This is a genomic window from Anaerohalosphaera lusitana (assembly GCF_002007645.1).
Classification (GTDB): Bacteria; Planctomycetota; Phycisphaerae; order Sedimentisphaerales; family Anaerohalosphaeraceae; genus Anaerohalosphaera; species Anaerohalosphaera lusitana.
This window is the reverse complement of the sequence record NZ_CP019791.1, coordinates 3733004-3746627: the sequence shown is the minus strand read 5'-3', so window position 1 is coordinate 3746627 and position 13624 is coordinate 3733004. Positions and strand designations below refer to the sequence as shown.

General features: G+C 54.4%; 11 protein-coding genes. 6 read left to right on the top strand and 5 right to left on the bottom strand.

Features of this window, described 5'->3' with window-relative positions; translation table 11 throughout:
* Nucleotides 1–27: 27 nt before the first annotated feature.
* From STSP2_RS15125 to STSP2_RS15115, 3 genes are all read right to left on the bottom strand, one after another.
* Entirely contained in the window at nucleotides 28–309 is a 282-nt protein-coding gene (locus STSP2_RS15125) for a hypothetical protein (protein ID WP_169853262.1), read from the bottom strand.
* A 291-nt stretch (nucleotides 310–600) separates the two neighbouring features.
* Complete coding sequence (locus STSP2_RS15120; RefSeq protein ID WP_146663566.1) at nucleotides 601–855, bottom strand: hypothetical protein; 255 nt, start codon at nucleotides 853–855, stop codon at nucleotides 601–603.
* An 883-nt stretch (nucleotides 856–1738) separates the two neighbouring features.
* Nucleotides 1739–2134 (bottom strand): hypothetical protein, encoded by a 396-nt coding sequence (locus tag STSP2_RS15115; RefSeq protein ID WP_146663565.1) that lies wholly within the window; start codon nucleotides 2132–2134, stop codon nucleotides 1739–1741.
* A 254-nt stretch (nucleotides 2135–2388) separates the two neighbouring features.
* Between STSP2_RS15115 and STSP2_RS15110 the strand changes: the two genes are divergently transcribed.
* The 6 genes from STSP2_RS15110 (at nucleotide 2389) to STSP2_RS15085 (ending at nucleotide 9238) form a co-directional block, all read left to right on the top strand.
* Entirely contained in the window at nucleotides 2389–3984 is a 1596-nt protein-coding gene (locus tag STSP2_RS15110) for a sulfatase family protein (RefSeq protein WP_146663564.1), read from the top strand.
* A 161-nt stretch (nucleotides 3985–4145) separates the two neighbouring features.
* Nucleotides 4146–4925, top strand: a complete 780-nt coding sequence (locus tag STSP2_RS15105) for an MJ0042-type zinc finger domain-containing protein (protein WP_146663563.1) — start codon at nucleotides 4146–4148, stop codon at nucleotides 4923–4925.
* Between the two features lie 620 nt (nucleotides 4926–5545).
* Complete coding sequence (locus tag STSP2_RS15100) at nucleotides 5546–6091, top strand: RNA polymerase sigma factor (RefSeq protein WP_146663562.1); 546 nt, start codon at nucleotides 5546–5548, stop codon at nucleotides 6089–6091.
* 10 nt (nucleotides 6092–6101) lie between these two features.
* The gene (locus tag STSP2_RS15095) at nucleotides 6102–6626 is read left to right on the top strand and encodes a hypothetical protein (protein WP_146663561.1); all 525 of its coding nucleotides are present in this window, start codon (nucleotides 6102–6104) and stop codon (nucleotides 6624–6626) included.
* A gap of 18 nt (nucleotides 6627–6644) precedes the next feature.
* On the top strand, nucleotides 6645–7640 hold the full coding sequence (locus STSP2_RS15090; protein WP_146663560.1) for a hypothetical protein: 996 nt from the start codon (nucleotides 6645–6647) through the stop codon (nucleotides 7638–7640).
* A gap of 176 nt (nucleotides 7641–7816) precedes the next feature.
* Complete coding sequence (locus STSP2_RS15085; protein WP_205847921.1) at nucleotides 7817–9238, top strand: Lcl C-terminal domain-containing protein; 1422 nt, start codon at nucleotides 7817–7819, stop codon at nucleotides 9236–9238.
* Nucleotides 9239–9279: 41 nt separating this feature from the next.
* Here STSP2_RS15085 and STSP2_RS15080 read toward each other — a convergent pair whose 3' ends face one another.
* Together STSP2_RS15080 and STSP2_RS15075 are read right to left on the bottom strand one after the other, a co-directional pair.
* A complete protein-coding gene (locus tag STSP2_RS15080; protein ID WP_146663559.1) occupies nucleotides 9280–12084 on the bottom strand; it encodes a hybrid sensor histidine kinase/response regulator in 2805 nt (934 codons plus the stop codon).
* A 196-nt stretch (nucleotides 12085–12280) separates the two neighbouring features.
* The gene (locus STSP2_RS15075) at nucleotides 12281–13582 is read right to left on the bottom strand and encodes a pyridoxal phosphate-dependent aminotransferase (RefSeq protein ID WP_146663558.1); all 1302 of its coding nucleotides are present in this window, start codon (nucleotides 13580–13582) and stop codon (nucleotides 12281–12283) included.
* Nucleotides 13583–13624: the final 42 nt, after the last annotated feature.

Genomic DNA, 13624 nt, shown 5'->3' with positions numbered 1-13624 from the left:
TAAGACTGTTTGAACAATCAAAATTCCTCAGTCGATATCCGTCACTCTAAAACCCTCGCCCTGGGCAATGATCACATCGGGCGATTCCATGTACGAATTCTCGCCCCATCGATCGCACAGCTCGACCTTGCCGGTGACCACCGTGCCGTGCCAGTATCTTACAGAGCCTTCGCTGTTGCCCCGCTCGATCATCATCCGCTGCGCGTTGGCTCGGCTCTTTGCCACGATCATCCCCAGCTCGCCGAAGTCAAACAGCATCAGGCCCTCGGCCTTAGCCGCGATGATCTGCTTGTCGGTCGCGTTCAACATTTTCCGAGATTCTGTTTTTTCCGCCGCGTGTCCCATGACTGCCTCCAATCGTTTGAAAACAAGAAACCGGGCGGGCGATGCCGCTTGTCTGTCGACCCGCCCGGCACTTTCATTCTTCATTGGAAAAGTGCATCAAGCATTTTTTTGCTTCGTAATCAATGCCTGCCGAACCGCGTCGCCGACGCAGCGACCGGTTCCGGCGTGGTCGTCCGGATGCGCCGTGATGTGCCGCTTCGGCAAGGACGCTCTCCGGTGCGTTTATTTTCAGCCGCCCACGCGGCGGCTGCCGATTCAATCTTCGCCGCTGGGGAACGGCGGCTCATCGCCCGGCCTGCCGTGGGTTTGTGCAGGCTCGGACTTGTTCTCATCGCGAACCGCGTCATCGCGGCCCGCCGGCTGTTTTTGCTTGTGCTGCTGCTCCGGCTCATCCGCCGGCTGCTCGCATGGCTCGATGGCGGCTGAGCCGTCATCAACTGCCATCTGCACACACCTAGACTCAATCGCGGTGTCATAAAATTCCGGTGTTACTGCAACGCCGATTATCATTCTAAAGTCACTCCTCGATCATGATCAAAACACGGCGGGGAATCTCACCCCGCCGGTCGAAAGTGTACCGCCGCGGCGACCCGCCGCAGCAACCGACGAGCTCGCGGGCTTTCTCCGCTGACCGGCGAGCTGTCCGTCTCGTCTGTCACCCTCGCCGCTGATATATGGCGGGCCGGTACGTATCGGCCCCGGCACCGCCTGGAGGAGGGTGATGAAAAGTTTGATTCGCTGAATTTACGCATCGGTTTGAAAAATAGAGAGAGAGGCGGAAGGCCAAAGGAGACAGTCATGAGTAAAAAAAAGACCTTCCGCCGCCGATCAGTTAATGGGAGAAAACTGTTCGGTTGTTTTTTGAGATGAGGTGCGGCGGACCGACCCGTCCATGAGTCGGCACGGACGTACCCGCCGCGAGATTGCGTTGTGATGATTGACAGTCGAGGGGATTGACTGTACAGGGCAACACGCCCAAACTGTATTCAATTTTGGGCGGGCTTGCAACGCCGCCGCACCTCGTTTTTCGATGCGTAAGGCGTGATTTGACGTGTGAACGGTGGTGTGCCAAAAAGGGTCATTTTCGGCACATAAAAACAAATGGTTCAGGCGGCCGCAGCCGCAAATAAGCTTTTAAAACACCTCGATTTAAATTGTTGACCCAAAAGACCACAACCGGACCGAAGCTGCCCCTGGGGGTGCTGAGGTCGCAGGTTCAAGTCCTGTCGCCCCGACGTAAGTCCTTGCAGGTTATGCACTTGCAGGGACTTTTTCATGCGCAGAGCTGCCCTTGTATCACAATTTTCAAACTGTACGCAAACCTCCAGTCAGCCATGTGACTTTTCTGGATCGCTATTTGCGAATATTCAGGCGTGAAATGGATAACTCTTGATCATGCTATCGTAGCACTGCCGGAGTAAACTTCCTTTTGATAATTGCCGTAAATGCCTGATGGGCCCAGGCTTACGAGTGGTGTGTCGGTGTTGGGGTTTGCGTCCGGGGTGAACATTCGTTTGAGTCTCTGGATCAGGCCGTCGGGGTTTGGCAGAAGCTTTTTCTGTGCCCTTTTGAACTGTCCGGGCGACATCGAGCCTAGCTGTCGGCAAAGCTGTGCCCACTGGGCGGGGTCTATGCCTTCGTTGAGCTCACACCATACGCCGGTTTCTGCGATCGCGGGTTCGGAAAATAACAGTCCCTGCGATGGTTTTTGGGGTGGTGTTTCTGCAGAAATGCTTTCATTGCGATTTGTAGATGGGGTTTGGGTGCTGCGATGTGCGGTAGAATTCATTTGCCGCTCCTTTCACTAACTCGTTATAAAATAAGCAGTTAAGAAGGGCTTGGGAGGGAGTTGGAAAACCAGAGCTCGGTTCCACCCTGTTACTGGACGCTGTTTTATGACTTAAATTCATCTTTCAACAGCGTCTTGCGGTCAATTTACACGCCTACTGGAAAATTGTCAAGTTGTATGGTAAAAAATATGTTGCGAGTCCGGTAGACACATCTCAACAGGGTGTGGTGTGAGTTTCTGAAAGGGTTTTTAATATGAACGGTTCGATCAGCTCCAGGCGGTGGTTTCTTAAGCAGGTTGCTGCCGGTGTCGCTGTGTTTCCAGCGGCTCGGTTGATAGGCGGTGTTGGTGAGGCTCGGGTGTCAAATGAAAAACAGTCCGAATCCGCTGGTGCGGAGAAAGCATCTCGCAAGCGTCCTAACATACTGCTGGCGATCTCGGATGATCATTCGTATCCGCATGCCAGTGCGTACGGCTGTGAATTTGTCAACACGCCGTCATTTGATGAGGTTGCAAGGGTCGGGGTGCTCATGAAGAATGCGTTTTGTCCCGCGCCTCAGTGCAGTCCTTCGCGGGCGAGTCTTCTGACGGGTCGGAACATATGGCAGAACGAGGAAGCGGGTACGCACGGCAGTTATTTTCCGAAGAATTGGCCCGTGTATACGGAGCTGCTGGAGCAGGCGGGTTATCATGTCGGATACACGGGCAAGCCGTGGGGGCCGGGCGACTGGCGGACGAAAGGCTGGGATAAGAATCCTGTCGGCAGGGGGTATAACAAGGCCAAACTGAAGGAGCGACCCACCAGAGGCATCAGTTACCTTGATTATGCTGAGAATTTCAATCTGTTCCTGGGGGACCGTGACCCTGATCAGCCGTTCTGTTTCTGGTACGGCGGGTTTGAGCCGCATCGGTTTTATGAATACGGCAGCGGCGAGGGAGAACGTGACGATGTAGATGTACCCGGGTATCTGCCGGACAATGAAACCGTGCGTACGGACCTGCTGGACTATGCCCGTGAGATAGAGCATTTCGATGATCACCTGGGCAGGATCATCGAAAAGCTCAAGGAGATCGGCGAGTGGGAGAATACGCTGGTGGTGGTGACGGGTGACAACGGCATGCCGTTCCCGCGTGCCAAGGCCAACGTCTATGCGGCGGGGATACATGTGCCAATGGCTGTGTGCTGGGCGGGGGAGGTGCCCGCGCGGAGTGAGATGATGACGGATTTCGTTAGTTTTATCGATCTTGCGCCGACGTTTCTGGAGGCAGCGGGCCAGGCGGTTCCTGATACGATGTCTGGCAGGAGCTTTCTGGCGGAGCTGAGATCGGGCAAGGCCGGCAGGGTTGATGCATCGAGGGGTTTTGCGGTTGCGGGGAGGGAAAGACATACGCATGCCAGGGCGGACAATGTCGGCTACCCTGCGCGTTCGATCCAGACGGACGAGTATCTGTATATACGCAATTTCAAGCCGGAGCGGTGGCCGATGGGGAATCCGCGCGATCCTTACGATCAGTGGGCGGCGGATATCGACGGCGGTCCTTCGAAGAAGGTAGTGCTGGAGGACCCGGAGAGCAAGTTTTATGAGCTGGCGGTTGCGAAACGGCCCGCAGAAGAGCTGTACGATCTTAGCAAGGATCCGGATTGTGTTGACAACATCGCGGATGATCCGAAATATGCGAATGTGAAGTCGGAGCTGTGGGAAAGGCTCAAGGGCATTCTGGCCGAGCAGGAGGATCCGCGGGTGATGGGTAATGGGGATGTCTTTGACAGCTATCCGCGCATGAGGGGAACAATGCGGAAGTATCCGGGCTTTAAGAAGAGGGAGTATAATCCTGAGTTTATGAAGTAGAGAGGGTGTAGCAGGTATTGGTGACCCGAGTTTTTGTTTGCCGTAGTGGGTTTTACGGCGTATATTTTACTTAAAAAGCCCATCGAGGGGTGTTGCAAAAATGCCGTGAAAAATCTGAGCATTCGCAGGATAAGGCAGGTTAAAAATCAGGAGGTGTTCTAATGAGCATGCAGACGAATTGTCCGGAATGTGGTGCGGTTTATGAGGTGGACGGCGATCTGGGGGATCGGCCGCTTAGGTGTAGCGGGTGCGGGCATCAGTTCTTTGTCGAGCAGAACGAGCGTTCGGCACTGATCATCTGGTGCGTGATCGTGGGGTTGCTGTGCCTGCTGGGCGGATTTTTGGGCGGTGTGCTGACCACCAAGACCACGCAGAGCGAGATGCGGGCGAAACTCGCGGAGGCTGAGAAAGACAAAACCGAGGCGAAGGAAGTATTGGAAACCGCTGATCAGATCGTGAACGTGCTTGGTGATGTGAAGAGCCAAATAAATGCCGCCCAAACAAGCCTTGGCAAAGCATGGATCGTTGGTTCTCATGCAGGAACGCTTGAGACAATTGCTAATATTCGCTATAACTGCACGAACATCTTGGCTCAATCTTCAACAACCGAACGCAAGACAATGGTGGTTGCTAATCTGGCTTGTACCTTAGTACAACTCAAGGCACTGCAAAACAACCTTGAAGGCTTTGAGGCAGAGTATTCTGACACTTGGCTGGGACTGGCAATGCAGCCTCTACTTGATGCGGTACGCCGCGAGCAGGCATGGCAGAACAACATAATTGGATTCTGCGACGGCAGCAACGGAGATATCAAGTTCATTCAACCCGAACGACAAGAGCACATCAATAGTTTAATGGGTGCAGATTTTCAAGATGCTTTCCAATATGTTTTGTATGATTGGGAAGACAGACCGTTCAGTGTGTCGGCAGCCGGTGATTAGCCGCTCAGCCATTCGTGTAGGGCGATGAGGTAGAGGATGTCTTTATTTCGGAGCTGGGTGACGATGTCTTGAATGAGCGGTTCGCGAGTTAGATCGTAATTTGCAGATTTTTGCGCCGGTGAATCATGTTTGTTGTTCTGAGGTTTTGATTTTGTGGGATGGTGAATTCGGATTGTCATTGTAGCCCTATAAAATAACAACAGAAATTTGATGGCTTGTGCATTTATACATCGGCTGATCCGATAGATTCTATCCAATTGCTTTATTCTTAAAACTGTATGAAAAAAGCCATATGTTTAATATTGTGGTTCATCCTGAAATAAAGGACAACAGTCAACTGGCCGCCGCAGAATTTAACAGCCGCGCCTCCGACGTACTGTCCGTTGGGTCCATTCTCGGCGGGCTATGAAATTATGCGGCTAGTTAGTTCGAGGAACGGACGGGTAATGTCCTAATGTTGTTTCCGATTCGTGGTATTTAGAAGCAGTTTTGAAACAGCTCATAGTGATGAATCAAGTATTTTGGTTTTTTGTGGAAGTTTTTGGTTTTTTGCGAAGGATTTCTGGTGGTTTTGGGCAAGGGTTGGTGGAGGGTTAATTACTTCAGTGTGATGGGTTGCTATGGATGCAGTTTATGAATCGGCTTTGGTTGAGCGGGCCTGCGGGGGTGATGAGCGGGCCTGGGCGGTGTTGTTCCGCGGGCACTTTGGGCCGGTTTACAGTTTTGTGCTGGGGCTTGTCAGGGGACGGGTTGATGATGCGGAGGAGGTTACGCAGCAGACGTTTATTACGGCGGCGAAGAAGCTGCATCGGTTTGACAGTGAGCGGGGCGGGTTTCGGGCGTGGCTGTTCGGGATAGCGAGGAACTGCTGCCGCAAGCATGTGTCGAAGAGGTCGCCGGTGGTTTATGATTCGCAGACGGTTGAGGCGGGGGCGGATCGCGGGGATGAGTTTTCGCATAAGCGGCTGGTGCTCGAGACGCTGGCACGGCTGCCGGGGCATTACAGGACGGTGCTGGAGGCGAAGTATTTTCATAAGCGTTCGGTGGCGGAGCTGGCGGCGGAGATGGATGCGAGCGAGCGGGCGATAGAGAGTCGGCTGACGAGGGCGAGGGAGAAATTCAAGAGCGTTTATCAGGGACTTGCAAAGGAAGAGTTTTGTATATAGAGGTGATATCATGAAAGAGCATGATTTCGAAAAGATGTTTGAAGGGGTTGAGTCGCGGGCGTCGGAGGCTTTCGAGCGAGAGGTGCTGGCGAATTCTTCGCGGGTGCTGCGGCGGAAATGTTTTGTTCGGCGGGCGGTTCGGTGGGGCAGTTATGCTGCTTCGCTGCTGCTTGTGGGGCTGATCGCATTTTCGGCGGGGCGGGCGCAGACGGGGGCAGGTACGGCTGGTGCGGAGCATGATCGGGGGGCGGTTGCGGATTCGGGGGATGAGCGAGTGGACGAGGATATGGTGAGGATAGCTGTGCCGCGAGAGTTTCTTGCGTGGGTGGATGCGGGGCGGTTCTTTACGAGTATACAGATGGAGGACAGGGCGGGGGAGGCGTTCGATCGGGCTATCAGCCTGGTGCCGATAGAGGAGGATATGATGATCGCGGAGGAGGCCGGCGGTGATCGGGCGGTGGACGGAGACGGTCGGCGGGGCGGTGTGCTGGCAGGGATCGATGGTGCGTTTTTGAGCAATGTGAGCGGCAGATAAATGCGAAAGGATAGAGCGATGAAGATCAGAATGATGACGACGGCGGTTGTGTTTGCGGCAGTTGTGTTTGGGACGGCGGGGAGTGCGTTGGCGGCGGAAGATGAGCCTACGGTGCTGGAACGTGTGCGGAAGGTGGAGGACCCGGAGCTGGCTGAGCTGATACGCATTGCGGTTGAGAATTTGCCTGCTGATTCACCTAAAGGCAAAGTTGTGCGTTTAGTTACGGAAAAGTATGCTCAAATCAAACTGTTGAACGAGAAGATCAATCAGACTGAAAAGAAGCTAGGCAGCAAGAATCTTAGCGACAGCGTTAGACCTGAACTAGTAATTGCTCTGGCATCACTTAAAGCTGAAAGCGTCTCTATAATTGCCGAACTAAGAGAAACCATGGGCATCGTTCCTTCGACCCCACTGGGGCCAAAGAAGACAGAAGAACTGCATACCTGGATTCATGTTGATTTTCTGGACGGTGCCATTCGGCTATGCAACCTGAAGAGGCCGTTTGAAAATGATGTTTGTAAGAACAATAGTGCAGACGCAAAATTTGTGCCGTCGGAGAGGGTGAAAGAAGGCATAAAACAATTGTTAGAAGGGACTAATGCTTTTCCCGCCAGAATTACATTTGCGGCAATGCCAAGTGAGTATGACCATGCATTAGCACTTAGGGAAGGACTTAAGTCCTATTTCAGCAGTCAAAAAGACTTGCTACACAAGATTGATCTGGGCAGCAGAATACATATATTAGAACCGCAAACTGTTCGTATACAAGCAGCCAACCGACAAAAAGAGGTCTACTTGTTTTTGGGTGGGCGGTCACACAGAGAGGTTACATTAGAGGCGTTTTTGAAAGCCAGCGATCATAATTTGTCAGATCCTTGTATACTCCCTCTGGTATTTACTGTGGAGGAATATTCAGATCAGAGAGGAAGCAGCAGCGGTTTGACATCCAAACTTAAGAAGCTGGTCGAAGAAAGTGGTGTAAGTGACTGGGTGACAATTGAGACTGAAGAATGATTTTGAGGACGAGCAGGAATGACCTCTGCGGGCTCGGCTGTCTTTTGCGGCTGGGCCTGTTTTCTTTTTTCTGGGGATGTCCGGGGTGGGCCAAGAGGTAAGGTGTAGATTCTGGGAGGGGGATTTTGTATGATTGGAGGGTCTTGAGGGCTGGAAATGTGTTTTAGGAGGTTTGTATGAAGCTATTTGGTAAATTTGCGTTTTTTGGGGTGGTGCTTGGTTTTTGTGGTGGGGTTGTGTTTGCCGGGGGGCTGAGTTCGGCGGTGGTGGATACGGGGCAGGATGTCTGTTATGACGACAGTTATGAGTTGTCGGTGTGTCCGGGAGCGGGGGATGCGTTTTACGGGCAGGATGCTCAGTACGCAGGGGATGGGCCGAGCTATACGGACAACGGCGAAGGGACGGTGACGGACAATGTGACCGCGCTGATGTGGGCGAAGAGTTCGGATATGGATGGTGATGGGGATATCGACGCGGCGGACAAGATGAGCTATGCCGATGCGCTGGCTGGGGCGGATTCGTTCGGGCTGGCGGGTTATTCTGACTGGCGGCTGCCGACGATAAAGGAGCTTTATTCGCTGATCGATTTTCGGGGTGAAGATCCGAGCGGTTATAACGGGACGGATGCGTCTGGGCTGGTGCCTTTCATAGATACGGATTATTTCGATTTTGCGTACGGTGATACGAGTGCGGGCGAGAGGCTTATAGATGCGCAGTTCGCTACGAGTACGCTGTATGTGAGTACGACGATGGGCGGGGCGGAGACGATGTTCGGGGTGAATTTTGCGGACGGGCGGATCAAGGGGTATCCGAAGGGGGTGATGCCGGGGCAGACTGAGGCGAAGACTTTTTATGTTCTGTATGTGCGGGGTAGTGCGAGTTACGGGACCAACGAGTTTGCGGATAATGGTGACGGGACCGTTTCGGATGCTGCGACGGGGCTGATGTGGGCTAAGGCGGACAGCGGGACGGGGCTGGACTGGAGTGAGGCCCTGGCGTGGGCGGCGGCTAAGAATGCGGAGAACCACCTGGGATACGGTGACTGGCGGTTGCCGAACGTGAAGGAGCTGCAGAGTATTGTCGATTACACGCGGTCGCCGGATATCACGGGGTCGGCTGCGATCGATACGGTTTTTGAGTGCACGCAGATAACGAACGAGGCAGGGCAGGCGGATTGGCCGTGCTACTGGAGCGGTACGACGCATCGCAACTGGACGCAGAGGCCGGGGGAGTCGGGTGCATATGTGGCGTTTGGCAGGGCGATGGGATACATGCGGGGTACGTGGATGGATGTGCACGGGGCGGGTGCGCAACGGAGCGATCCGAAGGCGGGCGATCCGGCGGATTATCCGACGGGACATGGGCCGCAGGGGGACGCGATACGGATCTATAATTACGCTCGGCTGGTGCGGGATATGGGGTGCGGTGATCCGGGGTATGATTCAAAATTGGCTGGGGATCTTACGGGTGACTGCTATGTGGATCTGGAGGATTTTGCGGAACTTTGCCGGGGGTGGACGGTTGATTACGGGATGGCAGAGCTGGCGGAGATGGCGGGGAACTGGCTGGGCTGTGTGGGACCGGGGTGCGGATTTTAGCCAGGGCTGATGTTGTGCGGATATGAGGGGGCAGGATACGGTTAGGCTGGATTGTCTGTTGGTGTGTGGAGGTTTTGATCTTTGATGTACTGGGTGGTGCGGTCGATCTGGTCGCGGGCGCGGGTGCAGAGGTTTTCCAGTTCGTCGAGGGGGGCGTCGGGGGCGTTTTTTTCGATGTGGTAGAAGGTGGTCGAGCATGAGATGCGTAGGGCGGAGAGCATGCCTTTGAGGCGGTGTGCGGTTTTTTTGAGGTTTTCGCGGTCGGAGTTGTGGAGGTGCTGGTCGAGCTTGTGCATGTCGGCGGGTAAATTTTCGAAAAGGAGCTGGAAGAGTTCGGCGAGTTCGCTGCGGTCATTGTTGAAGGTTGCGAGCAGGCCCTGGATGTCGATGAGGTCGGAGTCCGGGTTGGCGGGAATCGAGGCATCGTCTGAGCGAGACGGCTGGTTGTGAGTACTTTGTTCTGCGTTGTTTTTGCTGACGTCGGGTTTTACGTTTTCGGGCTGCTGCAGTTGTGCGGCGGTTTCGGGGGTGCGGAGATGCTTTGAAAGCGTCTCGTAGAGTGTGGCGACGAGGAGGGGTTTTGCGAGGTGATCGTCCATGCCGGCGTCAAGTGCGTTTTTACGTGCCTGTTTGTCGGCGGAGGCGGTGAGGGCTATGATGGGTGTGTGCTGGTCGGCGTCCTTTTCCATTGCGCGGATCTTACGAGCGGCGGTGTAGCCGTCCATTTCGGGCATCTGGCAGTCCATGAGGATGAGGTGGGGTTTTTCGGTGACGAATTTGTCGACGGCTTCGAGTCCGTTGAAGGCGAGAGTTGTTTTGGCGCCGGTTCGTTTGAGCATTTGCTCGGTGATGCGGAGATTTAGTATGCTGTCGTCGGCGATGAGTATTGTGGTTTCGGCGGGGAGGGTGAGGTTCGGCCGGGTGGATGCGAAGGAGTCGAAGTCGGGGTTACGACGGATCTTGTAGAGCTCGAATTCCGTAGGTATCGTGAAGCGCGCGTTGAAGGTGAAGGAGGTGCCTTGGCCTGGGGTGCTGTCGACGGATAGCCTGCCCTGCATGAGTTTTACGAGTTTGGCGGAGATGGCGAGGCCGAGGCCCGTGCCGCCGTATTGTCGGGTGGTAGAGGAGTCGGCCTGTGTGAATGCTGTGAAGAGCTTTTCCTGTTTTTCGGTTGGTATGCCCGGGCCGGTGTCGGTGACGGTGAAGGTCAGTTCGGTTCTGGTTTGGAAGCCGCACTTGATATAGTTTGTGGTGTTGGCGGCGGGGCCGGACATTTGGACCTTCAGCGAGACAGAGCCTTCGTTCGTGAATTTTACGGCGTTGGAGAGAAGGTTGAGGAGGATCTGCTTGAGGCGGGTGGGGTCGCCTTTGAGGATGGGTTCGATGGTGGGGTCGATGTCGACGGTGAGGGTGAGGCCTTTTTCGCGGGCCTTTGGGCTGATGATGTTTATGGTGTTGGCGATGGTTTCGGTGAGGTCGAAGGCGATGTTTTCGAGTTCGAGGCGGGATGCTTCGATCTTCGAGAAGTCCAGAATGTCGTTGATGATATCGAGCAGGTCGTGAGCGGATTTTTTGATCTGGGTGAGGTATGCTGCCTGTTCGGGTGAGGGTTGGTCCATCAGGGCGAGTTCTGCCATGCCTATGACGCCGTTCATGGGGGTGCGTATCTCGTGGCTCATGTTTGCAAGGAACTGGGACTTTGCGCGGTTTGCCTGTTCTGCGGATCTGCGGGCCTTGTCGAGTTCGGCCTGGGTCTTTTTTCGGTATTCGACCTGTGAATGGAGGAGTTCGTTTGTGCGGGCGAGTTCGACGGTTTTGCGTGTGACGAGGCGGTGGGTGATGGCCATTGCGAAGAGGTGGAGACCTATGAAGCCTACACCGAGTGCTATGAGGGTTTTGAGGAATCGGCGGGCTGAGGCGAAGATTTCGGTGTTTTCCTGGGTGAATGCCAGGTACCAGTCGTTTTCGTGCATTTGGGGGGGCAAGTTTATTTTGCGTGTTATGTAGGTTTTCTTTACGCCTTTGTATTCTGCGGAGAAGCTGGAGTGGCCCGCAATTATTCTGTTGGCGATGGTGCTGTCGGCGAAGTTTGATCGCGGTTGAAGAATCAGTGAAGTGTCTGGGTGCGAGATTAGCAGCTTTCTGTCGTCCATGAAGAACATGTAGCCGGTTTTGCCGATCTTGACTGAATCAACGAAGTTGGAGGTGAAGTAGCTCATTCGGGGTGCGAGGGCGATGCCTCCGATGAGGTCGCCGGTTTCATGGTAGACGCCTCGAGCGATCACGGCGACGGGGTTGCCGCCGGTGATGGAGGGGTATACTTCACTGATGTAATATTTTTTGCCGTTGTTTACTATTTCGTCGATGTAGCTGTACTCGAAGCCGCCTTTTCCGACGGTGACTCCGCCTGCGGTGTCGATGAATCCCTGGCCGGAGGAAACAGGGACGTTGTGTCCGTTGACGTCGATGTGTATGGTCCGGTCTGGGGGCAGATTGATGGCCATGGGGATGTTTTCGTAGTAGGGGAACTTTGACTGGATGCTCATCAGGAAGTCGCGTGCCCGATTCCTTGCCTGCGGGTCGGTTGGGTTTTTGCAGGCGTTTATGACTCGCGGGTCGGTTCCGATCAGATCGAGAAGGTTTATCTGGTCGTCAAGCCATTCTTCGAACATAAGGGCGACATGGCGGGTTGTGTGCTCGCCGAGGGCCTTGGCTGCCTGTATATGCGACCGTTTTTCTATGTAATAAAGTGTTGCGCAAACGGCTATGAACAGGAAGACGATCGCGAAGCCTAGCCATTTTATGATCGAGAACTGAGTTTTTATTTTTCTGGTTATGCCGGTCATATGTGCTCAGGGAAGACCTTTTTGTTAAATAATGTGCAGATGCACCGGTTGTACAGGGGCAGTTGGGGATACGTTCGGGGATAGTCCCATAAAAGTTAAGGATTTTTGATAAAAGACTGGTATTTTTGCGCAGCATGAAGTTTTCGTCTTAATAAGCGAGATTCAGCTTAGATGATGCAAGGTGATTTGGACCTGTTTATGCGGAGTTGAGGTAGGTGTGGATGCTTTCGGCGATGGTTTGCCAGGTCCATTTTCGTTTTTCGTCGTCGCATTCGAGCAGGGTTACTCGGAAGCCCTTGCGCTTGCAGCAGAAGCCTGTGAGGGGGACCACGCATATGCCGTGTGCGGCGAGGAGGTAGTAGACGAAACGTTTGTCGACCTCGAGTGAGGGGACGAGCGATTCGATGTATTCGCGTGCGGCGGTGTTTTCGACGGAGAGGTGCTGGTTGTCGTTGAGTACGCCTTCGTCGAAGGTTACTGACATGTAGAATGCTCCCTGGGGTTTTACGACGTTGATGCCGGGCACCTTCGAGAGGATCTCGTGGGCCTGGATTGCGCGATGTTCGAACATTTTTGCACGGCGCTCGAGGTGGTCCGGGTAACGCGGATCGCCGATGACGCGCGGTATGGAATACTGAGGCAGAGAAGTGGAGCAGACTTCGAGCATCTTGGCGTGGATGATGGTGTTTATGTACTGGGCGAACATCGGTGATTTGTCCTGGTTGTATGCTTCGAGCCAGCCGCAGCGTCCGCCGGGCCAAGGGTATTCTTTGGATATGCCGCGGAGGGCGATGCCTGGTACGTCGCCGATGACCTCGCTGAGGTGCGTTGTCTTTGCGCCGTTGTAGACGATGTGTGAGTATATTTCGTCGCAGATCACGAAGATGTCGTGTCTGCGGGCAATGTCTATCATCTGTTCGAGGAGCTCGCGCGAGTAGACGGAGCCGGTTGGGTTGTCGGGGTTGATGAGCAGGAGGCCCGCGATGGAGTCGTTGTACTTTACCTTGTTCTCGAGGTCCTGGAGGTCGGGCATCCAGCCGTTGCTGGGGTCTAGTTCGTAGGTGAGGTGCTCGTAGCCTGAGTGCGCAGCTTCGGCGGAGGAGTGGGTCGAGTATGCGGGTGAGGGGCCGAGCACGCGTGCCTCGCGGCGGAGGTAGCCGAATATGCGCGCGACGGCGTCGCCAAGTCCGTTGAAGAAGAGGATGTCGTCGGGGGTTATCTTGCAGCCGTCGCGTTCGTTTACCTTTTGGGCGAGGAATTCTCGCGTTTCGACTACGCCCTGGGTGGGCACATAGCCGTAGGTTGTGTCCTGTGCAGCGAGTTCGCCGATTATTTCTTTTATCCACGCGGGGACGGGTTCGCCCTTGATGACGGGGTCTCCGATATTTTCCCATGTGATCGGCACGCCTAGCTGTTCGAGCTGTTTGGCGATGGCGACGATCTCACGGATCTCGTATTTCAGTTGGCCTGAGCCTTCATGTACTATGTCTCGTCTCATGGGCGGTACTCTACTTAATGCGTTTGTAAAAGTCAACTCCTG

Coding starts and splice junctions, on each gene's coding strand:
- STSP2_RS15090 (WP_146663560.1), top strand. CDS start 6,645: ATGAAGATCAGAATGATGACGACGGCGGTTGTGTTTGCGGCAGTTGTG.
- STSP2_RS15105 (WP_146663563.1), top strand. CDS start 4,146: ATGAGCATGCAGACGAATTGTCCGGAATGTGGTGCGGTTTATGAGGTG.
- STSP2_RS15115 (WP_146663565.1), bottom strand. CDS start 2,134: ATGAATTCTACCGCACATCGCAGCACCCAAACCCCATCTACAAATCGC.
- STSP2_RS15080 (WP_146663559.1), bottom strand. CDS start 12,084: ATGACCGGCATAACCAGAAAAATAAAAACTCAGTTCTCGATCATAAAA.
- STSP2_RS15125 (WP_169853262.1), bottom strand. CDS start 309: ATGTTGAACGCGACCGACAAGCAGATCATCGCGGCTAAGGCCGAGGGC.
- STSP2_RS15085 (WP_205847921.1), top strand. CDS start 7,817: ATGAAGCTATTTGGTAAATTTGCGTTTTTTGGGGTGGTGCTTGGTTTT.
- STSP2_RS15110 (WP_146663564.1), top strand. CDS start 2,389: ATGAACGGTTCGATCAGCTCCAGGCGGTGGTTTCTTAAGCAGGTTGCT.
- STSP2_RS15095 (WP_146663561.1), top strand. CDS start 6,102: ATGAAAGAGCATGATTTCGAAAAGATGTTTGAAGGGGTTGAGTCGCGG.
- STSP2_RS15075 (WP_146663558.1), bottom strand. CDS start 13,582: ATGAGACGAGACATAGTACATGAAGGCTCAGGCCAACTGAAATACGAG.
- STSP2_RS15120 (WP_146663566.1), bottom strand. CDS start 855: ATGATAATCGGCGTTGCAGTAACACCGGAATTTTATGACACCGCGATT.
- STSP2_RS15100 (WP_146663562.1), top strand. CDS start 5,546: ATGGATGCAGTTTATGAATCGGCTTTGGTTGAGCGGGCCTGCGGGGGT.